24 protein-coding genes are annotated in these 20,345 nt (G+C 65.9%); 3 read left to right on the top strand and 21 right to left on the bottom strand.

Features of this window, described 5'->3' with window-relative positions:
* Positions 1-30: 30 nt before the first annotated feature.
* The gene (locus tag DN388_RS22095; protein ID WP_054915613.1) at positions 31-924 is read left to right on the top strand and encodes a LysR substrate-binding domain-containing protein; all 894 of its coding nucleotides are present in this window, start codon (positions 31-33) and stop codon (positions 922-924) included.
* Here the strand turns inward: DN388_RS22095 and DN388_RS22090 are convergent.
* From DN388_RS22090 to ccmA, 12 genes are all read right to left on the bottom strand, one after another.
* Positions 917-1,330 carry a GFA family protein gene (locus DN388_RS22090; RefSeq protein ID WP_043861848.1) on the bottom strand — a complete coding sequence of 138 codons (414 nt, stop codon included), beginning with the start codon at positions 1,328-1,330 and terminating at the stop codon, positions 917-919. The two genes, DN388_RS22095 and DN388_RS22090, sit on opposite strands and share 8 nt — an antisense overlap.
* Before the next feature lie 91 nt (positions 1,331-1,421).
* The gene (locus DN388_RS22085; RefSeq protein WP_078480268.1) at positions 1,422-2,360 is read right to left on the bottom strand and encodes a 2-hydroxyacid dehydrogenase; all 939 of its coding nucleotides are present in this window, start codon (positions 2,358-2,360) and stop codon (positions 1,422-1,424) included.
* Positions 2,361-2,407: 47 nt separating this feature from the next.
* Positions 2,408-2,818, bottom strand: coding sequence for a hypothetical protein (locus DN388_RS22080; RefSeq protein ID WP_043861846.1), 411 nt, complete (start codon positions 2,816-2,818; stop codon positions 2,408-2,410).
* A gap of 10 nt (positions 2,819-2,828) precedes the next feature.
* The gene (ccmI, locus tag DN388_RS22075) at positions 2,829-4,013 is read right to left on the bottom strand and encodes a c-type cytochrome biogenesis protein CcmI (RefSeq protein ID WP_054915616.1); all 1,185 of its coding nucleotides are present in this window, start codon (positions 4,011-4,013) and stop codon (positions 2,829-2,831) included.
* Positions 4,006-4,482 carry a cytochrome c-type biogenesis protein gene (locus DN388_RS22070; RefSeq protein WP_043861844.1) on the bottom strand — a complete coding sequence of 159 codons (477 nt, stop codon included), beginning with the start codon at positions 4,480-4,482 and terminating at the stop codon, positions 4,006-4,008. Before DN388_RS22070 ends, ccmI begins: the two co-directional genes overlap by 8 nt.
* Positions 4,479-5,015: a DsbE family thiol:disulfide interchange protein gene (locus DN388_RS22065; RefSeq protein WP_043861843.1), complete on the bottom strand. Its 537-nt coding sequence runs from the start codon at positions 5,013-5,015 to the stop codon at positions 4,479-4,481. The genes DN388_RS22070 and DN388_RS22065 overlap by 4 nt, the downstream gene beginning before the upstream one ends.
* Positions 5,012-6,985 (bottom strand): heme lyase CcmF/NrfE family subunit, encoded by a 1,974-nt coding sequence (locus DN388_RS22060; RefSeq protein WP_167400228.1) that lies wholly within the window; start codon positions 6,983-6,985, stop codon positions 5,012-5,014. Before DN388_RS22060 ends, DN388_RS22065 begins: the two co-directional genes overlap by 4 nt.
* Positions 6,986-6,996: 11 nt before the next feature.
* Positions 6,997-7,452, bottom strand: a complete 456-nt coding sequence (ccmE, locus tag DN388_RS22055; protein ID WP_058542048.1) for a cytochrome c maturation protein CcmE — start codon at positions 7,450-7,452, stop codon at positions 6,997-6,999.
* Positions 7,449-7,625, bottom strand: a complete 177-nt coding sequence (ccmD, locus tag DN388_RS22050) for a heme exporter protein CcmD (protein WP_043861840.1) — start codon at positions 7,623-7,625, stop codon at positions 7,449-7,451. The genes ccmE and ccmD overlap by 4 nt, the downstream gene beginning before the upstream one ends.
* Positions 7,622-8,398 (bottom strand): heme ABC transporter permease, encoded by a 777-nt coding sequence (locus tag DN388_RS22045; RefSeq protein WP_100634347.1) that lies wholly within the window; start codon positions 8,396-8,398, stop codon positions 7,622-7,624. The genes ccmD and DN388_RS22045 overlap by 4 nt, the downstream gene beginning before the upstream one ends.
* A gap of 43 nt (positions 8,399-8,441) precedes the next feature.
* Complete coding sequence (ccmB, locus tag DN388_RS22040) at positions 8,442-9,110, bottom strand: heme exporter protein CcmB (RefSeq protein ID WP_255002083.1); 669 nt, start codon at positions 9,108-9,110, stop codon at positions 8,442-8,444.
* On the bottom strand, positions 9,107-9,739 hold the full coding sequence (gene ccmA / locus DN388_RS22035) for a cytochrome c biogenesis heme-transporting ATPase CcmA (protein WP_255002082.1): 633 nt from the start codon (positions 9,737-9,739) through the stop codon (positions 9,107-9,109). The genes ccmB and ccmA overlap by 4 nt, the downstream gene beginning before the upstream one ends.
* A gap of 182 nt (positions 9,740-9,921) precedes the next feature.
* Between ccmA and DN388_RS22030 the strand changes: the two genes are divergently transcribed.
* Together DN388_RS22030 and DN388_RS22025 are read left to right on the top strand one after the other, a co-directional pair.
* The gene (locus DN388_RS22030; protein ID WP_255002081.1) at positions 9,922-11,493 is read left to right on the top strand and encodes a flagellar hook-length control protein FliK; all 1,572 of its coding nucleotides are present in this window, start codon (positions 9,922-9,924) and stop codon (positions 11,491-11,493) included.
* The gene (locus DN388_RS22025; protein ID WP_043861835.1) at positions 11,490-11,825 is read left to right on the top strand and encodes an EscU/YscU/HrcU family type III secretion system export apparatus switch protein; all 336 of its coding nucleotides are present in this window, start codon (positions 11,490-11,492) and stop codon (positions 11,823-11,825) included. The genes DN388_RS22030 and DN388_RS22025 overlap by 4 nt, the downstream gene beginning before the upstream one ends.
* A 25-nt stretch (positions 11,826-11,850) precedes the next feature.
* On the opposite strand, the gene DN388_RS22020 is transcribed toward DN388_RS22025, so the two are convergent.
* The 9 genes from DN388_RS22020 to DN388_RS21980 all read right to left on the bottom strand — a co-directional run bounded on the left by DN388_RS22020 (position 11,851) and on the right by DN388_RS21980 (position 20,341).
* A complete protein-coding gene (locus tag DN388_RS22020) occupies positions 11,851-12,243 on the bottom strand; it encodes a DUF2802 domain-containing protein (protein ID WP_043861834.1) in 393 nt (130 codons plus the stop codon).
* A 1-nt stretch (position 12,244) separates the two neighbouring features.
* Positions 12,245-12,724 carry a chemotaxis protein CheW gene (locus tag DN388_RS22015; protein ID WP_043861833.1) on the bottom strand — a complete coding sequence of 160 codons (480 nt, stop codon included), beginning with the start codon at positions 12,722-12,724 and terminating at the stop codon, positions 12,245-12,247.
* Between the two features lie 64 nt (positions 12,725-12,788).
* A complete protein-coding gene (locus tag DN388_RS22010) occupies positions 12,789-13,682 on the bottom strand; it encodes a CheW domain-containing protein (protein ID WP_255002080.1) in 894 nt (297 codons plus the stop codon).
* Positions 13,682-14,470 carry a ParA family protein gene (locus DN388_RS22005; protein ID WP_078480275.1) on the bottom strand — a complete coding sequence of 263 codons (789 nt, stop codon included), beginning with the start codon at positions 14,468-14,470 and terminating at the stop codon, positions 13,682-13,684. The genes DN388_RS22010 and DN388_RS22005 overlap by 1 nt, the downstream gene beginning before the upstream one ends.
* Before the next feature lie 43 nt (positions 14,471-14,513).
* Positions 14,514-15,401: a flagellar motor protein MotD gene (gene motD / locus DN388_RS22000; protein WP_043861830.1), complete on the bottom strand. Its 888-nt coding sequence runs from the start codon at positions 15,399-15,401 to the stop codon at positions 14,514-14,516.
* Positions 15,402-15,404: 3 nt separating this feature from the next.
* The gene (locus DN388_RS21995; protein ID WP_043861829.1) at positions 15,405-16,145 is read right to left on the bottom strand and encodes a flagellar motor protein; all 741 of its coding nucleotides are present in this window, start codon (positions 16,143-16,145) and stop codon (positions 15,405-15,407) included.
* Complete coding sequence (locus tag DN388_RS21990) at positions 16,145-17,266, bottom strand: chemotaxis response regulator protein-glutamate methylesterase (RefSeq protein WP_054915622.1); 1,122 nt, start codon at positions 17,264-17,266, stop codon at positions 16,145-16,147. The genes DN388_RS21995 and DN388_RS21990 overlap by 1 nt, the downstream gene beginning before the upstream one ends.
* A 45-nt stretch (positions 17,267-17,311) precedes the next feature.
* Positions 17,312-19,540, bottom strand: a complete 2,229-nt coding sequence (locus DN388_RS21985; RefSeq protein WP_210014308.1) for a chemotaxis protein CheA — start codon at positions 19,538-19,540, stop codon at positions 17,312-17,314.
* Between the two features lie 12 nt (positions 19,541-19,552).
* Positions 19,553-20,341: a protein phosphatase CheZ gene (locus DN388_RS21980; RefSeq protein ID WP_043861826.1), complete on the bottom strand. Its 789-nt coding sequence runs from the start codon at positions 20,339-20,341 to the stop codon at positions 19,553-19,555.
* Positions 20,342-20,345: the final 4 nt, after the last annotated feature.

Below are 20,345 nucleotides of genomic sequence, written 5' to 3'. Positions count from 1 at the left end.
CCAGCCATTCCCTGAACCGAAGACACCGCAATGAGCCGCTTCAGCCGTCACCTGCCCCCGCTGGATACCCTGATCGCTTTCGAGGCGGTGGTACGCACCGGCAGCTTCACCCGCGCCGCCGCCGAGCTGTCGCTGACCCAGAGCGCGGTGAGCAAACAGATCAAGCTGCTTGAAGAACACCTGGGTGCGCCGCTGTTCGAACGCCGCGCCCGCGGCATCACCCTGACCGCCGCCGGCAGTGGCTTCAATGCCATCGTCGAGCCGATGCTCGACAGCCTGCTGGCCAACGTATTGCGCCTCAAGAGCGGGCACGGCAGCCGCAATGTCAGCGTGATCTGCACCCATGCGGTGGCACAGTACTGGTTGTTCCCGCGGCTGCTGCGCTTCAACGCACAGCACCCCGAGCTGACAGTGAACATCCATGCCAGCAACGAGATGGATGAACGCGTGGTGGGCAACTATGACTTCGGCGTGCTGTACGGCCATGGCCGCTGGAGTTCACTGCAGGCCGACAAGCTGTTCGATGAATGCATCTACCCCATCGTCAGCACCCAGCGGGCCCTGCCGCCAGCCGATTCGCTGGCGGCGCTGCAGGCCCTGCCGCTGATCCAGCTGGATGCCTCGGCCTGGAACTGTCTGGATTGGCCCGACTGGTTCGCGCACCTGGGGGTGCGCTACAAGGCGCCGGCCGATGCGGTGACATTCAATCAGATCACCCTGGTGTTCGACGCGGTGATGCAGGGTATGGGGGTGGGGTTGGGCTGGGAGTTCATGGCCCGCGAGCGTATCGCCAGCGGGCAGGTGCGGCCGGTGTCGGAGTTCGTCGTGCACACCGGCCAGGCCGACTACCTGGTGCATGACAGGCAGCGCGTGTGCTCGCCGGCGGCCCAGGTGTTCAGGGACTGGTTGCTGGCGCTCAACTGAACTGCGCTTGCACCTCCGCGCCGGTGAGGGTCCGGGTCTGGTTGGCGAAGCAGTAGTAGCCCGGCTTCTGATCGATGTAGATCTGCAGTTCCAGCGCCCAGTCACTCTCGCCATCGAGCACGCCCACCGGCACGGCGTCGAAGCCGCCGGCCTTGAGGCGATAGAACAGGTGGGTGCCGCAGGTGCCGCAGAAGCCGCGCTGGGCCCACTCGGAGGAATCGTAGATGCGCGGGGTGTCGCCGCTGAGCCTGAGGGTCTGGGTGCTGTGCACCACCATCAACGGGCCACCGGACCATTTGCGGCACATGCTGCAATGGCAGGCGCTGACACTGGCGTTGTCGAGGCTGACGCTGAGGTGAATGGCGCCGCACAGGCAGCTGCCGTGTTTTTCCTGGGGTTGGGACATGGTGCAGGGTCCTTGCGGTGAGCGGTAGGGCTGAAGTCTAGCAGCAGTCGGCCCCGGCCCTTTCGCCGGCAAGGCCGGCTCCTACAACGGATTACGCCGTCACCGGGGTCAACACCGGTTCCCCGGCAAAGAACGCCTGCAGGTTGCGCAGCACCAGCGCCACCGTATCGCGCGCCGCTTCCGGCGACTGTCCGGCCACATGCGGGGTCAGCACCACGTTGTCCAGCGCCTTGAGTGCCTGCGGCACTTCAGGCTCGGCATCGAACACATCCAGCCCGGCCCCGGCAATACGCCCTTCGCGCAACGCCGCCACCATCGCATCGGTGTCCACCACGCTGGCCCGCGCAATGTTCACCAGAAAACCCTGAGGCCCCAGTGCGTCCAGCACCGCCGCGTCGACCAGGTGGCGCGTACCGGCCCCGCCCGGGGTGGCAACGATCAGAAAGTCCACCTCCCCCGCCAGCGCCAGCGGGCTTTCGCACCAGGTGTAAGGCACGTCGGTGCGTGGCCGGCGGTTGTGGTAGCTGACCTGCATGTCGAAGCCCAGCGCCGCACGCCGGGCAATCGCCAACCCCGTCGCGCCAAGGCCCAGTACCCCGAGGCGCTTGCCGCTCAGCGACGGGCTGATCACACGGTTCCACTGCCCCTGGCGGGTGGTGGCATCGGCACGGGGAATATCGCGCACGATGGCGAACAGCAGCGCCAGGGCATGGTCGGCCACCGCCGTGGCGTTGGCACCGGCGCCATTGGTCACGGTGATGCCACGCGCAGCAGCCGCTGCCAGGTCCACTTCCTCGTAGCCGGCGCCGATGACGCAGATGATTTTCAGATGGGGCAAGGCGGCGATTTCGTCGGCTCGCAAGCCCAGCGGCCCGCGGGTCAGTACCGCATCGATTGCGCCGCCGTGGCGGGCGATGGCCTCGGCACGCAGGGCCGGGGTCTGTGCCCGAATCAGCTCGAAGCCGGCCTGTTCGAGCAAGGGCAGGTAGTCATCCACCGTTTCTACCAGCACCAGTACCTTGTGTGTCATGCCCTGCCCCCTGGCCATTCGCAAAGGGGCATTATGCCGGCTTGGGCTTACTGGGCGAAAGCCCGTCCCAGGCCGCCCGGCACGCCGCTGCTGTCGGTGTCCTGCCAGGGGCCGTCAGGGCTGGTGGCCCAGCTCCAGCCATTGCTGAAGCGGTAGTAGGTGCGTTGGCGGTAGAAGGTGTTGGTCTTGCCTTCGAGCACGTACACCCCGAGTTTCGGGTCCCAGTGGCTGGCGCCACCCGGCGGCGGCGCGAAGCTTGCCGAGGTGCGTGGCATCGGCTTGGGCGTCGGCAGCGTGGCCGGGGTACCTGGCTTGGGCCCCGGCACCGGCTTGATCACCGGCCCGGTCGGCGGCAGGGTTTCGATCGGCGGCACAGTGGGCTCGCTGGGCCGATGCACCGTACACGCACTCAAGCCCACGGCCAGGGCGATCAGGGTGAGGCGTGCGATGCTGTTCATAGTGAGCTCTCTACGGGTCCGGGCTGTCGATGGTCAGGTGCTGCGGCGCCTCGGTGCTGCTGGCCAGCGGGCTGCCACGGCCGATCCACTCGCCCTTGGTCGGCTGGCCGGCACGGGAGACGCGCGCAACCAGTTGGACTTCGGGGAAGCTCGACAGTTTCATGTTCGGCATCATCGCATCACTGTCGCTGAGCTGAACCTCGATCGGCAGGTCGGCCACGGTCACGCGCTTGGCCGCCAGCGGCATCGGCGGCCCGGAACTGGCGCGGGCAAATATGAACACGCTGTCATCGGGACGCACCTTGTCCTTGAGCGCCGGCGCCAGCTCGACCCGCACCGTCAGGCGTGCGCTGGTGGCCGGCGCCTGGCCCGCGGCCTTGAGCCGTTCGCCAGCACGCTCGATGCCGCCCTGCAGCGCGGCACGCGAGGCATCGCCCTCGGGCAGTTGGGCAATCAGACGGTTCCAGTAGTCGATGGCCTGCTGGTAGCGCCCGTCCTCGAACGCGGCGATACCCAGCAGCCCCAGGCTGGTGACTTCCGCCGGATCGGCCTTGAGCGCTTCGTCGGTCAACGCCTGCATCTGCGCTGTCCACTGCTTGCCGTTACCGAAGTACAGCGCCTGCGCCCATTGCCCAAGCAGCTCAGGCTGACGCCCGGCCAGGGCAGCAGCGCGCTCGAAGGCCTTGGCAGCATCGGCGGCGCGTTCCTGGGCCATGTAGGCACGGCCCAGCAGGTACAGGCCTTCGGCCGAGTCTGGCTGGGCCTGCACCGCACGCTCCAGGCGCGAGGTCATCTCCTGCACCGACTGCGGCGCCTGGGCGAACTCGCGGGTCAGCTCGACCTTGTCGCTGGCGCCAAAGTGCAGGTACAGCCCGAGGCCCATCACCGGCACCAGCACCGCAGCCAGCAGCGGCAAGGTCTTGCCCAGGCGCGCACTGCGGTCGGGTTCGGCGTTGTCGGTGTCGGCCAGCAATTCGCGGGCGGCCTCGTCGCGGCCACGGTCCAGTTGCTCGGCGGTGAGCACACCGGCCTCGCCCTGGGCCTGCAGTTCGGCCACGCGCTCCTGGTACAGGGCCACGTTCAACGCGGTACGGTCTTCTTCCTGTTGCGCACGACGCACGCGCAACACCGGGATCAGGAGAAAGCTCAGGGCTACCAGTAACAGCAGGCCTGCGGGAAGCCAGAATTCAGTCATGGGTGCGTTCTTTGTCCAGCAGTTTGGCGAGGCGCTCACGCTCCTCGGGGGAAAGGTCGACGGTGCCGCCCGCCGCCTGGGTACGGCGCTTGCGCACGATCAGCGCCAGCATGCCGAAGCCGCCCAGCAGCAGGATGCCCGGGCCGAACCACAGCAGCCAGGTACGCGCCGTCAGGGCCGGCTTGTAGCGCACGAAGTCGCCATAGCGGTCGACCATGAAGTCGATGATCTGCTGGTTGTCCTTGCCTTCGCCGAGCATGCGGAAGATCTCGCGGCGCAGGTCGGCGGCAATCGGTGCGTTGGAGTCGGCGATGTCCTGGTTCTGGCACTTGGGGCAGCGCAGTTCCTTGGTCAGCACGTGGTAACGCTCGCGCTCGGCGTCGTCGGCGAACTGATAGGTGTCGATGGCCGCGTGGGCCACGCCGGCGATGCTCAGGCCCAGCAGCGCGCCTGCCAGCCAGCGCCTCATTGGCCGGCCTCGTCGAGCAGGCCCTGGTACAGCGGCGCCAGTTGCTCGCGCCACACGGTCTGGTCGACCACGCCGACGAACTTGTGCCGGATGATGCCCTTGGCGTCGATGATGAAGGTCTCCGGCGCGCCGTACACACCCAGGTCCAGGCCGAGGGTGCCGTGCTCGTCACGGATGCCGATCTGGTAGGGGTTGTGGAACTCGGTCAGCCACTTGATCGCAGCCGCGTTCTCGTCCTTGTAGTTGACCCCGTAGATCACCACGCCCTGCTCGGCCAGCTTGTTCAGCACCGGGTGCTCGACCTTGCACGAAGGGCACCAGGTGGCCCACACGTTGACCAGCGCCGGCTTGCCCAGCAGGTCGTCGCGGGTCAGGGTCCGGTCGCCTTCCACGGTCGGCAGCGAGAACGCCGGGAAGGGTTTGCCGATCATCGCCGAGGGCAGTTCGGACGGGTCCAGGTACAGGCCCCGGTACAGAAACACCGCCACCAGCAGAAACACCGCCAGCGGCAGCACCATGATCCAACGCTTCATGCAGTTGCTCCCGACATGCCCAGTACTTCACGTACCCGGCTTTTCACCTTGACCCGATACCGCTTGTCCATCGCCGCCATCAGGCCGCCCAGGCCGGTCAGCAGGCCGCCCAGCCAGATCCAGCGCACGAACGGCTTGACGTGCACGCGCACGGCCCAGGCGCCGTTGTCCAGCGACTCGCCCAGCGCCACGTACAGGTCGCGGGTGAAACCGGCATCGATGCCGGCCTCGGTCATCACCGACTGCTGCACGGTGTACAGGCGTTTTTCCGGGTGCAGCACGCTGATTTCACGACCGTCCCGCAGCACGCGCACGGTGCCCTTGTCGGAGGTGAAGTTCGGCCCTTCGAAATGCTTGGCGCCTTCGAACACGAACTGGTAGCCGCCCAGTTCCATCGACTCGCCCGGCGCCAGGCGCAGGTCGCGTTCGGCGCTGTTGTTGCTCGACAGCACCACGCCCAGGGCGCATACCGCGATGCCCAGGTGCGCCACGTGCATGCCCCAGTAACTGCGGCTCAGGCCGCGCATGCCCTTGAGCAGGCCCTTGTGACGGGTCTTGTCGAGCAGGTCGCGCACGCCGGCCAGCAGGATCCACGCCGCCAGGGCGAAGGTGGTCAGTACCTGCCAGTCGAAGTCGTCCACCAGCAGCCCGCCGATGGGTGCCAGCACCACGCTGCCGATCGCCACCGGGGTGAGCATGCTCACCAGCCATTTCGTCGGGGTGTCCTTCCAGCGCACGATCACGCCGACCGCCATCACCACCATCAGCAGGGCCATCAGCGGGATGAACAGCGCATCGAAGTAAGGCGGCCCCACCGACAGCTTGGCCCCGGTCAGTGCATCGAGCACCAGCGGGTACAGGGTGCCCAGCAGGATCATCGAGGCCGCCACCACCAGCACCAGGTTGTTGGCCAGCAGCAGGGTTTCCCGCGACCACAGGGCGAACCCGACCTGGCTCTTGACCACCGGGGCGCGCAAGGCGAACAGGGTCAGCGAACCGCCGACCACGAACAGCAGGAAGATCAGGATGAACACGCCGCGCTCGGGGTCGGCGGCAAAGGCGTGCACCGAGGTCAGCACGCCGGAACGCACCAGGAAGGTGCCCAGCAGGCTCAGCGAAAATGCAGCGATCGCCAGCAGCACGGTCCAGCTCTTGAACACGCCGCGCTTCTCGGTGACGGCCAGCGAGTGGATCAGTGCGGTGCCCACCAGCCACGGCATGAACGAGGCGTTTTCGACCGGGTCCCAGAACCACCAGCCACCCCAGCCGAGTTCGTAGTAGGCCCACCACGAGCCCAGGGTGATGCCGATGCCCAGGAACGCCCAGGCCACGATGGTCCAGGGCCGCGACCAGCGTGCCCAGGCCGCGTCCAGGCGCCCGCCGAGCAAGGCGGCGATGGCGAAGGCGAAGGCCACCGAGAAGCCCACGTAGCCCATGTAGAGCATCGGCGGGTGCACGATCAGGCCGATGTCCTGCAGCAGCGGGTTGAGGTCGCGACCATCGGCAGGCACCTGCGGCAGCAGACGCTGGAACGGGTTGGAGGTAACGATCAGAAACGACAGGAAGCCCACGCTGATCATGCCCATCACCGCCAGCACCCGGGCCAGCATCACCTGCGGCAACTGGCGCGAGAAGATCGACACGGCGAAGGTCCAGCCGCCCAGGATCAGCGCCCACAGCAGCAGCGAGCCTTCGTGGGCGCCCCACACGGCGCTGAACTTGTAGTACCAGGGCAAGGCGCTGTTGGAGTTGCTGGCCACATACGCCACCGAGAAGTTGTCGGTCATGAAGGCATGGGTCAGGCAGGCGAAGGCAAACGCCAGAAAGGCGAACTGGCCCCACGCCGCCGGGCGTGCCAGGCTCATCCACAGGCTGTCGCCCCGCCAGGCGCCGAGCAGCGGCACGCTGGCCTGAACGCCGGCAAAACAGATGGCCAGGATCATCGCCAACTGGCCCAGCTCGGGAATCATCAGTGCAGCATTCATGGCTTGGCTCCGCCGTCGGTGGACACCTGGCCGCTTTCCTTCAGGGCCTTGGTGACCTCGGGCGGCATGTATTTTTCGTCGTGCTTGGCCAGCACCTCGTCGGCCACCACCACGCCCTCGGCGTTGAGCTTGCCCAGGGCGACGATGCCCTGCCCTTCACGGAACAGGTCGGGCAGGATGCCGCGGTAGGTGATGGGCACCGACTTGTTGAAGTCGGTGACCACGAAACGCACGTCCAGCGAGTCGCCGGAGCGTTGCAGGGAACCGGCCTCGACCATGCCGCCGGCCCGGATGCGGGTATCGAGCGGGGCTTCGCCGTTGGCGATCTGGGTAGGGGTATAGAACAGGTTGATGTTCTGCTGCAGCGCGCTCAGGGCCAGGCCGACGGCGACGCCGACACCCACCAGCAGGCCGAGGATGATGAACAGACGCTTCTTGCGTTGCGGATTCACTTGGACTTCTCCCGGCGCAGGCGGCGCGCTTCTTCTTGCAGATACCGGCGCTTGCTCAGTACGGGCGCGGCGACATTGATGGCCAGCACCAGCAGGCAGATGCCATAGGCCGACCAGACATAGAGGCCGTGATGGCCCATGGCGAGGAAATCATTGAAGCTGGCAAAACTCATCGTGCGGTCTCCCGCCCCAGGTGGCCCAACACTTCATCCTTGACCCAACTGGCGCGTGCCTCGCGCCGCAGCACTTCAAGGCGCATGCGCAACAGCAGCACCGCCCCGAAGAAGCAATAGAACCCCAGCACGGTCAGCAGCAGCGGCAGCCACATCTCGGCAGGCATCGCCGGCTTTTCGGTGAGGGTGAAGGTGGCGCCCTGGTGCAGGGTGTTCCACCACTCCACCGAGTACTTGATGATCGGAATGTTGATCACGCCGACAATCGCCAGTACCGCGCAGGCCTTGGCCGCGCTCTCACGATTGCTGATCGCCTGGCCCAGGGCAATCAGACCGAAGTACAGAAACAGCAGGATCAGCATCGACGTTAGTCGTGCATCCCAAACCCACCAGCTGCCCCAGGTCGGCTTGCCCCAGATGGCACCGGTGCTCAGGGCCACCACGGTCATCCAGGCGCCGATGGGCGCGGCGCATTGCAGTGCCACGTCGGCGATCTTCATCTTCCAGACCAGGCCGACCACGCCGGCCACCGCCAGCATCACGTAGCACGACTGCGCCAGCATGGCCGCCGGCACGTGGATGTAGATGATTCGGAAACTGTTGCCCTGCTGGTAGTCCTGCGGGGCGAAGGCCAGGCCCCAGACCACGCCCACGCCGATCAGCAGGATGGCGGCGATGCTCAGCCACGGCAGCATGCGGCCGCTGATGGCATAGAACCATTTGGGTGAACCCAGCTTGTGAAACCACGTCCAGCTTATTGCGCTGCTTTTCATCACGGTACATCCAGGGTCTTTGCTGGGCGGGGCCCAGACCTCATTATTCGCCGACGCTGATCTTCAGGCCAGCCGCTATTGCAAAGGGTGCCAGGGTTACTGCAAGGGCGGTCAGGCTGCCAAGCCAGAGCAGGTAACCGGTCGCCGGCATAGCTTGCAGTGCCGCCTGCAAGGCGCCACTGCCCAGGATCAACACCGGGATATATAACGGCAAAATAAGCAGTGCCAGCAGCAGGCCACCGCGCTTCAAACCCACGGTCAAGGCTGCGCCCACTGCACCCAGCAGGCTCAGTACCGGGGTACCGAGCAGCAGCGAGGCCAGCAGTACCGGCAGGCATTGCACCGGCAAACCGAGCATCAGTGCCAGCAGCGGCGACAACAATACCAGTGCCAGACCGGAAAAGACCCAGTGTGCCAGCACCTTTGCCAATACCAGAAGCGCCAGGGGGTGCGGCGAAAGGACCCACTGCTCGAGGGATCCGTCCTCGAAATCACTGCGAAACAGCCCGTCCAGCGAGAGCAGAACGGATAAAAGGGCGGCCACCCAGACTAACCCAGGGGACAAGTTTTGCAACAATTGCGTCTCCGGCCCGACCGCCAACGGGAACAACGCGATCACGATCGCGAAGAACACCAATGGGTTGGCAAGCTCGGCCGGCCGGCGGCACAGCACCTGCGCTTCTCGGCGCAGCAAATGAACGAACACACTCATGCCGCGTACTGCCCCAGGTTCAGTTCTCGGTAGCCGGACGGCGTCTGCGCCAGCGTGTGGTGGGTGGTCAGCACGACCATGCCGCCGCGCTCGCAATGCGCCGCCAGGTGCGCTTCGAGCTGGGCCACGCCCTGCTTGTCGAGGGCGGTGAAGGGTTCGTCGAGAATCCACAGCGGCGGGCTGTCCAGGTACAGCCGCGCCAGCGCCACGCGGCGCTGCTGGCCGGCCGACAGGGTATGGCAGGCAACATCTTCGAAGCCGCGCAGGCCCACGGCCGCCAGTGCCTGCCAGATCGCCTCGCGGCTGGCAGGCTGATGCAGGGCGCACAGCCAGGCCAGGTTTTCCTCGGCGGTGAGCAGGTCCTTGATGCCGGCCGCATGACCGATCCACAGCAGCATCCTGGCCAGTTCGCTGCCCTGCTCGGCCAAGGGCTTGCCGTCCAGGCGGATTTCACCGCCGGTGGGCCGCATCAACCCGCTGAGCAGGCGCAGCAGGCTGGTCTTGCCGCTGCCATTGGGGCCGCTGATCTGCAGCATGTCACCGGCCGCCAGCTGCAGTTCGAGGTGTTCGAAAAGCATTCGCCAGTCGCGCTCGCAGGCCAGGCCCACAGCTTCGAGTCGAGGGGTCACAGGTTCGCCTTATGGTTCGGTCTCAAGTCGGTCCGGGCCTGGCCGTTATACTGAGCAACAGCTGTACGGCATGGCCGGTCGCATCGGGCACGCCACAGGACGTGCGCACCCGCCAGGAACGGGCGGCATTATACATGGCATGTCCTACTGCAAAGAGGGCTATTTCCACAGGTTGCAACGTGATGACAGGCGAAATCAACAGCCTTGGCCCGCAGGCCCTGGCCAACCCCCAGGCGCGCAGCGCGGCGATGACCGGCGAACTGCTCAAGCTGCTGCAACCCCAGCCTGCCCTGCTCGCCCCGGGCGAGACCGCGCAGGCGCAGGTACTGTCGTTGCGCCAGGTCGGTCAGGACTTCCAGCTGCTGCTGCAACTGACCCAGACCAACGGGCGCCAGACCACCGTACAGACCAGCGCCAACCAGCCCCTGCCCCAGGGCAGCGAGCTGACGGTCAGCCAGCCCAATGCCGGCAACCTGAGCATCACCGTGCAGCAGGCCATCGCGCGCAGCGTGGCCACCCTCACCCAGCTCGACACCCGCCAGTTGCCGTCGGGCACCCTGCTGCAGGGCAAGGTACTGACCACCCAGGCGCTGCCCCAGGCCGCCGGGCAGCCGGCCTTGTTCCGCTCGTTGGTGACCCTGCTCAACACCGCCCAGGCCGGCGCCACCCTGAACATCGACAGCCCTCGGCCACTGGCGCTGGGCAGCCTGCTCAGCGCACGGGTACAGAGTGAACAGTCGATCAGCTTCGTGCCCCTGAGCGGGCGCCAGGAACAACTGGCGATCACCCAGCACCTGAGCGCGCAGCTGAGCCGCCAGGCCTCGCTGCCGGGCCTGCTCGCCAGCCTGCAACAGATGAGCGCCGAGCAGCGCCTGCCGGCCGATGTGCGGGCCAGCGTGAGCACCCTGCTGGCCAGCCTGCCGGACATGGAACAGCTCGGCACGGCCAAGGGCCTGGCCCAGGCCCTGAACAACAGCGGCGCGTTTCTGGAAGCCAAGCTGCTGGCTGGCGCCCCCGCCGCCCTCGCCCCCGACCTCAAGGCCCAGGTGATCCGGCTGGTGGCGCAGTTGCTGCCCGGCCTCCCCGGCAGCACCCAGTTCAACCCGGCCGTGGCCGCCAGCACCCTGGCCCAGGTGCTGCCGGGCATGGTGCGCAACGCCCTGGGCATGCTCGGCCAGGTAAGCCCGCGCCCGGCCCCGGGAAGCTTTCCGCTGCCCTCGCGGCTGCTGCAAAGTGGCGACGAGGAAGGCGACCTGGAACACCTGCTGCGCCTGGCAGCGGCAGCCATTTCACGCCTGCAGAGCCACCAGCTCGCTGGCCTGGAGCAAACCCGCACCACCGCCGACGGCAACCTGCAGACCACCTGGCAACTGGAGATACCGGTGCGCAACGGTCAGGAGTTCATGCCGCTGCAAGTGAAGCTGCAGCGCGAGGAAACCCCCGAGCAGCAGGCCGACCCGGAACGCGAACAGCGCGACCCGCTGGAGATGCTCTGGCGCGTGGAGCTGGCATTCGACCTCAGCCCGCTGGGGCCCTTGCAGGTGCAGGCGCAGATCAGCCAGGGCAACCTGTCCAGCCAGCTGTGGGCGGAGCTGCCGAGCACCGCGCAACTGATCGACAGCCAGCTCGGCAAGCTGCGCGCGCGGTTGGTGGAGCGCGGGCTCAACGTCGGTGAACTGCTGTGCCATCACGGTACGCCGCCACAGGGGCCGCGTACGCATCTGGAACAACGCTGGGTGGATGAAAACGCATGAGCCAGACCCCGCCACGTCAGGCCATTGCCCTGACCTACGACGGCCAGCAGGCCCCGACCTTGAGCGCCAAGGGCGACGACGAGCTGGCCGAGGCGATCCTGGCCATTGCCCGCGAACACGAAGTGCCGATCTACGAAAATGCCGAGTTGGTACGCCTGCTGGCGCGCATGGAGCTGGGCGATCAGATCCCGGAGGCGCTGTACCTGACCATCGCCGAAATCATCGCCTTCGCCTGGCAGCTCAAGGGCCAGGTGCCGGAGGGGTTCGTGGACAACGCCCCGCAGGAGCGCGACATTACCCCGAACCTGTACAGCCTGCCTGCGCCGGACTGACGCCGCGCAGGCCGGGTGCCTTGCATCAGCTGCGGTGCAGTTTGCTCATCAGCTCGGCTTCGGCCTGGGTCAGGCCGCAGGACTGGGTCAGCTCGTCGACGCTGGCGCCCATGCCCACCAGCCGCGCCGCCTGGGCGAACGACAGGCTGTTGGGGTCGCGCTGCTCCAGTTGCATCAGCTTGTCCGGCAACGGCGCCACCACGGCGCGCAGCTCGTGCAATGCGTCGCCCATGCGCACCGTACCGTTCTGGTAATCGTCCACACGCTTGGCCAGGTCCTTGATGCGCTGGTCACGCAGCGCATCGCCCTGAGCCTGCTGCGAGGCCAGCTCGCGCTGGCGCTTGCTGTAGCCGTAGAACAGCCACAGGCTGAGGATCCAGACCAGCGCCAGAAATATGACAGCACCCTCGAGAATCAACTCAGATATTCTCCAGCTCGGACCACTCTTCCTCGGTCATCATCTTGTCCAGCTCGACCAGGATCAGCAGTTCGTTGTTCTTGTTGCACACGCCCTGGATGAACTTGGCCGATTCCTCGTTGCCGACATTCGGCGCGGTCTCGATCTCCGACTGACGCAGGTACACGACCTCGGCCACGCTATCGACCAGGATGCCGACCACCTGCTTGTCCGCCTCGATGATCACGATACGGCTGTTGTCGGAGATTTCGGCAGACATCAGGCCGAAGCGCTGACGCGTGTCGATCACGGTCACCACATTGCCGCGCAGGTTGATGATGCCCAGCACATAGCTCGGCGCGCCCGGCACCGGAGCGATTTCGGTGTAGCGCAGCACTTCCTGGACCTGCATCACGTTGATGCCGTAGGACTCGTTGTCCAGCTTGAACGTTACCCACTGCAGAATCGGATCGTCGGAACCCTGCGCAGTCATGTTTTTCATTCCCCTAACCCTCAAAAGCCGTTCTCGGCGGTGTACTCAGTGCGGTCGCGGCAGTTGCGACCGATTATTTATGCGTACCGTGCATCTGCTTGACGGCGCCGCTGGCGATCAGCTCGGCCAGCTCAGCGACATCCAGCAGCGCGCACATGTGTTCGATGACGGTACCGGCAAGCCACGGACGCTGCCCACGCTGGCTGCGCCACTTGATCTCGCTCGGGTCCAGGCGCAGCGAGCGGCTGACCTGATGCACCGCCAGCCCCCACTCGTAGCCCTGTACCGAAATAACGTATTGCAGCCCCTGGCGGAAGTCGTCGCGGTAGCGGTCGGGCATGACCCAGCGCGCCGTGTCGAGCACCTTCAGGTTGCCCGCCTGGCTGGGCAGGATGCCCAGGAACCACTCGGGCTGGCCGAACAGCGGCGTGAGCTCCTGGCCGGCCAGCGAGTAGATCGAGCCCAGGCACACCAGCGGCACCGCCAGGGTCAGCCCGGCCACGTCGAACAGCAGGCATTCGAACGGCTCGGCGGCCCAGGCCGGGCGACCGTCGCCCGTCAACGGCGGCACCGGCTGGTCCGGTGCTGCGGGCAGGTGCACCTGCACCAGCGGCTCGACCGGGGTCGGCACGTCGGCGATGACCGGGGCGACCACCGGGGCCGCCTCCACCACCTTGGCCACCACCGGTGGCGCCATCACCGGCATGACCAGCCGCGTAGGCTCGGCGAATGCCGGCGCTGCGGTCTTGAGCCGGGCGTCACGGGCCTGTTCTTCGAGCACGGCGGCCTGGAACTCGTCGATCGCTTCAGGCGCCGTGACGACCACCGGGGCCGGGGCCACTGTGACGCGTTCGGCCACCGCCAGGGGCAATGGCTGCAGCTCTTCGGTGGCCTCCTGCAACAGGCCGTCCAGGTACGACTGCAAGGCCAGTTGAGGCTTTATGGTGACCTGCTGCGGGCTGTTCATCAGGCCACCTGCGCAACGGCATTCTGCGCCAGCAGATGCTTGAGCAATGCCCGGTAGGCAATCACACCACGGCTCCTGCCATCGAACTGCGACGGCGTGAGCCCGGCACGGCTGGCGTCGCGCAGGCGCGTATCGACCGGAATGTAGCCCTGCCAGATGGTGTCGGGATAAGCGTCGCGCAGCACCCGCAGGGTGCCCATCGAGGCCTGGGTGCGGCGGTCGAACAGGGTCGGCACGATGTGGTACGGCAAGGCCTGCTTGCGCGAGCGATTGACCATGCTCAGCGTGCTGACCATGCGCTCGAGGCCTTTCACCGCCAGGTATTCGGTCTGCACCGGGATCACCAGTTGCTGGCTGGCAGCCAGCGCATTGACCATCAGAACGCCCAGCAACGGCGGGCTGTCGATGATCGCGTAGTCGAAATCCTGCCACAGCTGCGCCAGACTCTTGGCGATCACCAGGCCCAGGCCACTCTGGCCCGGGGACTGACGCTCGAGCACCGCCAGGGCGGTGCTCGAAGGCAGCAGCGAGATGCGCTCGTCGCTGGTGGGCAGCAACAGCTGGCCCGGCAGCCCTTCGGGCACCGTGCCCTTGTGCAGGAACAGGTCGTAGCTGCTGTGCTCGAGGGTGTCCGGGTTGTGACCGAAGTAGCTGGTCATGGACCCGTGCGGGTCGAGGTCGACCACGACCACACGCTTGCCCGCCTCGGCCAGCAGGCCGGCCAGGGCGATGGATGTGGTGGTCTTGCCGACACCACCTTTTTGATTGGCTACTGCCCAGACTCTCATTGCGCTGCTTCCTCCCGGTCGGGTCGGACCCTGCCGGGATCGATTAAAGGGTCGACGACGGGGAATTGACGGGATTGCGCCCGGCCGTCGGTGCTACGGCTGGCGGTGCAGTTTGTGTGCCAGCACGCTTGAGCGCCGCATCGGGTGTGGCATTGGCGCTGCCGGTACCGGTCAGGCTGCGGCGCACCTCCAGATTGCGCGAGATCACCAGCACCACCCTGCGGTTCTGCGCGCGCCCTTCAGGGCTGGCATTGCTGGCGATGGGCTGGAACTCGCCGTAGCCCACAGAAGCCATGCGTGCCGGGTTGACCCCTTCCATCGCCAGCAGGCGCACGATGCTCGCCGCCCGTGCCGACGACAGCTCCCAGTTGGTCGGGTACTGCGCCGTGCGGATCGGCTGGTCATCGGTGAAACCTTCGACGTGCACCGGGTTGGCGAACGGCTTGATGATGTGCGCCACCTTGTCGATGATGTCGAACGCCTTGTCGCTGGGCATGGCATCGCCACTGCCGAACAACAGGGAGGAATTGAGCTCGATCTCGATCCACAGTTCGTTGCCGCGCACGGTCATCTGGTCGGACTTGATCAGGTCGCCAAAGGCATCGCGCACATCGTCGGCGATGGTCTGCAGCGGGTCGCTGGAGCTTTGCCCCAGGCCCGCATCGACCTGCTCGCTGTCCTTGATCAGCGGTTCGGCCGGCTTGACGCTGAGGGGGCGCTCGTCGCCTATCGGAATCGGCTTCATGCTGCGCTCGGGATCGTTGAACACGCCGATCAGCGCCTGCGAGATGACCTTGTACTTGCCCTCGTTGATCGAGGAAATCGAATACATGACCACGAAGAAGGCGAACAGCAAGGTGATGAAGTCGGCATACGACACCAGCCAGCGTTCGTGGTTTTCATGTTCCTCGGGTTGACGACGACGGGCCATGGCTTACTCCATGAAGCCCTGAAGCTTCAGTTCGATTGAACGTGGGTTCTCGCCTTCGGCAATCGACAGCAAGCCTTCCAGGAGCATTTCGCGATAGCGCGACTGGCGCATGGCCAGGGCCTTGAGCTTGTTGGCGATCGGCAACAGGATCAGGTTGGCACTGGCCACGCCGTAGATGGTGGCCACGAACGCCACGGCGATACCGCTGCCCAGCTGGGTCGGGTCGGCCAGGTTGCCCATCACGTGGATCAGGCCCATCACCGCGCCGATGATGCCGATGGTCGGCGCATAGCCGCCCATGCTCTCGAACACCTTGGCAGCCTGGATGTCGCGGCTTTCCTGGGTGTAGAAATCCACCTCGAGAATGCTGCGGATGGCTTCGGGCTCGGCGCCGTCGACCAGCAGCTGCAGGCCCTTGCGGGCATACGGGTCGGGCTCGGCATCGGCCACGCCCTCAAGGCCCAGCAGGCCTTCCTTGCGTGCGGTGAGGCTCCAGTTGACCACCCGGTCGATACCACCGGCCAGGTCGACCCGCGGCGGGAAGAGGATCCAGCGCACGATCTGCAGGGCGCGCTTGAACGCGCTCATGGGGGCCTGCAGCAGCGAGGCCGCCAGCGTCCCGCCGATCACGATCAGCGCCGCCGGGCCGTTGATCAGGGCCGACAGATGGCCGCCTTCGAGGTAGTTGCCGCCAACGATGGCGACGAACGCCAGGATGATCCCGATAAGGCTCAACACGTCCATCAGATGCACGCCTCTACCAGGTGCCGGCCGATCTCGTCCAGGCCGTACACCGCATCGGCCAGGTTGGCCTTGGCAATGGCCATGGGCATGCCATAGATCACGCAGCTGGCTTCGTCCTGGGCCCACACCTGGCTGCCGCCCTGCTTGAGCAGGCGCGCGCCTTCGCGGCCATCGGCGCCCATGCCGGTCAGCACCACGGCCAGCACCTTGTCGCCATACGACTTGGCCGCCGAACCGAAGGTGATGTCCACGCAGGGCTTGTAGTTGAGGCGTTCGTCACCCGGCAGGATCTTCACCGTGCCGCGCCCGTCGACCATCATCTGCTTGCCGCCCGGTGCCAGCAGGGCCAGGCCGGGGCGCAGCACGTCGCCGTCCTCGGCTTCCTTGACGCTGATGCGGCACAGCTTGTCCAGGCGCTCGGCGAAGGCCTTGGTGAAGGCCGCCGGCATGTGCTGGATCAGCACGATCGGCGCCGGGAAGTTGGCCGGCAGCTGGGTCAGCACGCGCTGCAGCGCCACCGGACCACCGGTGGAGGTACCGATGGCCAGCAGCTTGTAGGCCTTGCGCTTGGGCGCCGGCGAGCTGGGTGCAGCGGCCCGCGCAGGGGCTTGCGGGGCAACCGGGGCGGCGCGCATGGACGCTGCCGGGACGCTGCTGCCGGCGCTGTGCGACGGTGCAGGCGCTGCGGCCGGTGCCGGGCTGGCATAGCTGCTGAAACGGCGGTTGCTGCGCGAAATGGTATGCACCTTTTCGCACAGCATCTGCTTGACCTTCTCGGGGTTGCGCGAGATGTCCTCGAAGTTCTTCGGCAGGTAGTCCACCGCACCGGCGTCCAGTGCGTCGAGGGTGACGCGGGCGCCTTCGTGGGTGAGCGAGGAGAACATCAGTACAGGCGTGGGGCAGCGCTGCATGATATGACGCACGGCGGTGATGCCATCCATCATGGGCATTTCATAGTCCATGGTGATGACGTCGGGCTTGAGCGACAGCGCCTGATCGATCGCTTCCTTGCCGTTGGTCGCGGTACCGACCACCTGGATAGTCGGGTCCGCTGAAAGAATTTCCGAGACACGGCGGCGGAAAAAACCGGAATCATCCACCACCAGGACCTTGACTACCATAAACACTCCATTACGGGGCGCGGCCACCTGGCCACGCCACCGGGATCAGATACGCCGAGCGGCGTAACGCTTGAGCATGCTCGGCACGTCGAGGATCAGCGCAATGCGCCCGTCACCGGTAATGGTGGCGCCCGACATGCCCGGGGTGCCCTGCAGCATCTTGCCCAACGGCTTGATGACCACCTCTTCCTGGCCCACCAGCTGGTCGACCACGAAGCCGATGCGCTGGGTACCCACCGACAGGATCACCACGTGGCCTTCACGCTGCTCCTCGTGGGCTGCCGAGCTGACCAGCCAGCGCTTGAGGTAGAACAGCGGCAAGGCCTTGTCACGCACGATCACCACTTCCTGGCCGTCGACCACGTTGGTGCGCGACAGGTCCAGGTGGAAAATCTCGTTGACGTTCACCAGCGGGAAGGCGAAGGCCTGGTTGCCGAGCATCACCATCAGGGTCGGCATGATCGCCAGGGTCAGCGGCACCTTGATGACGATCTTCGAGCCCTGGCCCTTGGTCGAGTAGATGTTGATCGAGCCGTTGAGCTGGGAAATCTTGGTCTTGACCACGTCCATGCCCACGCCGCGACCGGACACGTCGGAGATCTCGGTCTTGGTCGAGAAGCCCGGGGCGAAGATCAGGTTGTAGCAGTCGCTTTCGCTGAGGCGATCGGCGGCGTCCTTGTCCATCACCCCGCGCTTGACCGCAATGGCGCGCAGGACATTGGCATCCATGCCCTTGCCGTCATCGGAGATCGACAGCAGGATGTGGTCGCCTTCCTGTTCGGCAGCGAGGATCACCTTGCCATTGCGCGACTTGCCGGCGGCTTCGCGCTCTTCCGGGGTTTCCACGCCATGGTCGACAGCGTTGCGCACCAAGTGCACCAGCGGGTCGGCCAGGGCCTCGACGAGGTTCTTGTCCAGGTCGGTCTCTTCGCCGACCAGCTCCAGGTTGATCTCTTTCTTGAGCTGGCGGGCCAGGTCGCGAACCAGACGCGGGAAGCGCCCGAAGACCTTCTTGATCGGCTGCATGCGGGTCTTCATCACCGCGGTCTGCAGGTCGGCGGTCACCACGTCCAGGTTCGAAACGGCCTTGGACATGGCTTCATCGCCGCTGTTCAGGCCCAGGCGCACCAGGCGGTTACGCACCAGCACCAGTTCGCCGACCATGTTCATGATCTCGTCCAGGCGCGCGGTGTCGACCCGCACGGTGGTCTCGGCCTCGCTGGCCGGATGCTTGTCGGCAGCGGGAGCCGCTTGACGGGCTGGCGCGGGGGCGGGTGCCTTGGCCGGTGCCGGTGCCGGTGCCGCTGCGGGCTTGGCCGCCGGCTTGGCCGCAACCGTCGCCGCAGCAGCAGGCGCGTTGGCAGCGCCAGCGCCGCTGACGGCGTCGGGCGCGAACTTGCCCTTGCCGTGCAACTCGTCGAGCAGGGCCTCGAATTCGTGTTCGGAAATATGGTCACCCGCCGCTGCGGGTGCGGCAGCGGCCGGTGCGGCGGCCGCTACAGCGCCGGGCAGTGCATCGGCGGCAAAGGTGCCCTTGCCGTGCAACTGGTCCAGCAGTGCTTCGAATTCATCGTCGGTAATATCACCGCTGGGCGCCGCGTCCGCGCCAGGTGCAGCAGCAGATGCCGCCGCCACGCTGTCGGGGGCGAACTGGCCCTTGCCATGCAACTGGTCCAGCAACGACTCGAACTCGGCGTCGGTGATTTCATCGCTGGCAGCGTCCACGGCCACCGGCTCGGGCGCCTCGGCCTGGGCCTTGGCGGCATTGAGCGAGTCGAGCAACTGCTCGAACTCGCTGTCGGTGATATCACCCCCGCTCGCCTCGGCCTCAGGCTCCGGCTCGGCAACCGCCGCCACCGGCGCAGGCGCCGCCGCTTCGGCACTGGCAGGTTCGGCCAGGCGCGCCAGGGCGGCCAGCAGTTCCGGAGTGGCTGCGGTGATGTCGGTGCGCTCGCGCACCTGGCCGAACATGCTGTTGACGGTGTCCAGGGCTTCCAGGACCACGTCCATCAGTTCGGCGTCCACACGTCGTTCACCCTTGCGCAGGATGTCGAAGACGTTTTCGGCGATGTGGCAGCACTCCACCAGCTCATTGAGCTGGAGGAAGCCGGCGCCCCCTTTTACAGTGTGAAAACCGCGAAAAATTGCATTGAGCAGGTCGGCATCATCCGGGCGGCTTTCCAGCTCGACCAGTTGCTCGGACAGTTGCTCAAGAATTTCGCCGGCTTCTACCAGAAAATCCTGGAGGATTTCTTCATCGGCGCCGAAGCTCATTAAACGTGCTCCCTAAAAACCCAGGCTGGACAGCAGATCGTCGACATCGTCCTGACCGGACACAACGTCTTCACGTTTATCGGCATGAATCTGTGGTCCTTCACCCCGAGTCGGATGTTTTTCTTGATCTTTTTCGGCACGCAGCTGGTCGTGGTCATGCTCGATGCCGGCGAACCGGTCGACCTGACTCGCCATCAACACGAGCTTCAGAAGATTGCTTTCTACTTCGGTGACCAGTGCCGTGACGCGCTTGATCACCTGGCCGGTCAGGTCTTGGTAGTCCTGAGCCAGAAGAATGTCGTTGAGATGGCCGGCGACCTTGCGGTTGCCCTCGGCGCTGTGCGTCAGGAAACTGTCGACGCGCTTGACCAGCTCGCGAAACTCCGGAGCCTCGACTTCGCGGCGCATGAAGCGCTGCCAGTCGCCACTCAGGCTGGCCGCCTCGGCACTGAGGTCATTGAGTACCGGCGTGCTTGCCTCCACCAGGTCCATGGTGCGGTTGGCAGCGCCCTCGGTCAGCTTGACCACATACGACAGGCGTTCGGTGGCGTCGGTAATCTGCGAGACTTCCTCGGCCTGCGGCATGTGCGGATCGATCTGGAAACTGACGATCGCACTGTGCAGCTCGCGGGTAAGCTTGCCGACTTCCTGGTACAGGCCAAGGTCACGGGTCTGGTTCAGCTGATGGATCAGTTGCACCGCGTCGCCGAACCTGCCTTTTTCAAGGCTGCTGACCAGCTCCTGGGCATGTTTCTTCAGAGTCGACTCGAAGTCGTCCAAAGATGATCTTTTTTGCTCCATAAGC

The sequence above is a fragment of the Pseudomonas sp. S12(2018) genome (assembly GCF_024355235.1).
GTDB lineage: Bacteria > Pseudomonadota > Gammaproteobacteria > Pseudomonadales > Pseudomonadaceae > Aquipseudomonas > Aquipseudomonas palmensis.
The sequence above is the reverse complement of the archived record's forward strand: the minus strand, read 5'-3'. Positions and strand labels throughout refer to the sequence as shown.